Source organism: Mesorhizobium sp. WSM4807 (genome assembly GCF_055811615.1).
Genome location: NZ_JBVVQY010000090.1, coordinates 1 through 2,147, shown reverse-complemented (window position 1 = coordinate 2,147; position 2,147 = coordinate 1). Strand labels below are relative to the sequence as shown.

Annotated in this window: 2 pseudogenes; both read left to right on the top strand. The window is 63.0% G+C overall.

From position 1 onward, the window contains the following. Positions 1 to 189, top strand: a pseudogene (locus AC0L3N_RS33790) (hypothetical protein); the annotation flags it as partial. Positions 190 to 464: 275 nt separating this feature from the next. Beyond that, a pseudogene (gene tnpC / locus AC0L3N_RS33785) lies at positions 465 to 2,044 on the top strand (IS66 family transposase). The last annotated feature ends 103 nt before the right edge of the window (positions 2,045 to 2,147 follow it).

The window sequence follows — 2,147 nt, the reverse complement described above, 5'->3', positions numbered from 1 at the left end:
ACCGAGATCACGACCACCCCGACGCAACGGAAGCTCTTTCATCTCGATATGCTGCTGCGCGGCTTCTACACCCCGCGCCGCGGCACAATCAATCTCTCGCTGGCCACAAGGGATGAAGACTGCGAGGCATTCGTCCAGGCTTTCGCAGGATTTCTCGACCGATATTCGGCGTTTCTGCCGCGCGACTAGGAGCCCTATGGAAGGACGCCGAGGCGCGGGATCGCTGTGAACATCATCTGGCATGACGGGATCGGCATGTCGCTTTACGCCAAGGGCCGGTTCATTTGGCCCCAGGCGAAGGACGGCCCGTGTCGCTGACGAGCGCTCAGTTGGCGTGTTTGCTCGACGGGATCGACTAGCGCAACCCGCAGTACAGCTGGCGTCCGGCGAGCGCGGGATAGGACGCGGATTCCCTGCCGCAGGGCATAGGTTGCACCAAAGCCGAGGGCTGATTCATTTACGCCATGGAGGCCCCTGTTTCGCCCTTGCCGGACGATATCGAAGCGCTTAAGCGCTTGTGGTTTCGATGGGCGCCGAACTTGCCTCTGCAAAAGCCAAGGCATCGGCCACGGAAGCTCTGATCGCGCACCTCAAGCTGCAGATCTCCAAGCTCAGGCGCGAGCAGTATGGCCCCACAGCCGAGCGCAGCCGGCGGCTGCTCGATCAATAAAGAAAAACGCCTAGTTAGAGTGAATTGGAGTTGCAGCTCGAGGAACTCGAGGCCACCGCCGGCGAAGATGATCTCGCCGCCGAGGTGGCGGCGACCAGGACGACCAGTGTCACGGCCTTCGAGCGCAAACGGCCGGCGAAGAAGCCGTTTCCCGAGCATCTACCGCGTGAGCGCATTGTCATCCCAGCGCCGTGTTCTTGCCCGGCTGCGGCGTGACGCGGCTTTCGAAGTTCGGCGAAATTCGGCGAGGATGTCACCGAGACGCTGGAGGTGATCCCGCGCCAGTGGAAGGGTCATCCAGACGGTGCGCGAGAAGTTCCCGTGCCGGAACTGTGAGACGATCACGCAGCCGCCGGCGCCGCTCTATGTCGTGCCGCGCGGCTGGGCGGGTCCCGGCCCCCTCGCCATGCTGCTGTCCGACAAGTACGACCAACATCAGCCATTAAACCGCCAGGCCGAGCGTTTCGCGCGTGAAGGAGTGCCGCTGAGCCTGTCGACGCTCGCCGACCAGGTTGGCGCGGCCACATTCGCGCTCATGCCCATCTATCGTCGGATCGAGGCTCATGTTCTCCTCGCCGACCGATTGCACGGCGACGATACAACCGTGCCGGTCCTCGCCAAGGGCATGACCGATACCGGCAGGCTGTGGGTCTATATCCGCGACGACCGCCCATTCGGCGGTGTCTTTCCGCCCGCCGCGCTGTTTCACTATTTGCGCGACCGGCGTGGCGAACACCCACGGGCGCATCTCGGCACCTGGTCCGGGATCTTGCAGGCCGACGCCTATGGCGGCTATGGCGAACTCTACGCTGCTGATCGTCGTCCGGGGCCGGTACTCGAAGCCGGTTGCTTTCCCCATGCGCGACGCAAATTCTTCGAGCTCGCCGATATCAGGGAGCAGCGCGCAAAAAGAGCCGCGGCGAGTGGATAGGGGCGATCGATCCGATTGCAATTAGAGGCGGTGCAGCGCCTCGACGTCCTGTTCGATATCGAGCGCGAGATCAACGGACTGAGCGCCGAAGCGCGCGCCAGATGGGTAGCGCTGCACTGATGGAGGACCTTCACACCTGGCTGATCGCGCAGCTTGCCAAGCTCTCGCGCAACCATGATCTCGCCAAGGCCATCTACTACATGCTGCACCGCTGGCCGGCGTTCACCCGCTTCCTCGGCGACGGCAGGGTTTGCATCACGAACAAAGCGGCGGAACGGACCCTGCGCTGCGTTCCGCTCGGTCGCAAGGCCTGGCTGTTCTGCGGGTCGGATCGCGGCGGCCAGCGTGCTGCCGTCATGTACACTCTCATCGGCACCGCCTTATGCCGCGCGCGGCATAAGCAGGTTTGGACTAACCCGCTCCGCAATCGCGGAGCGGGTTAGTCCAATGCAGAGCGTTTTTAGCTTGAATGCAGAGCGCCTCTTCCGATCATGGCGGTATGAAGCGCTTTGCCCGCCATTTCGACCGAAACCGCTTGACAACTCG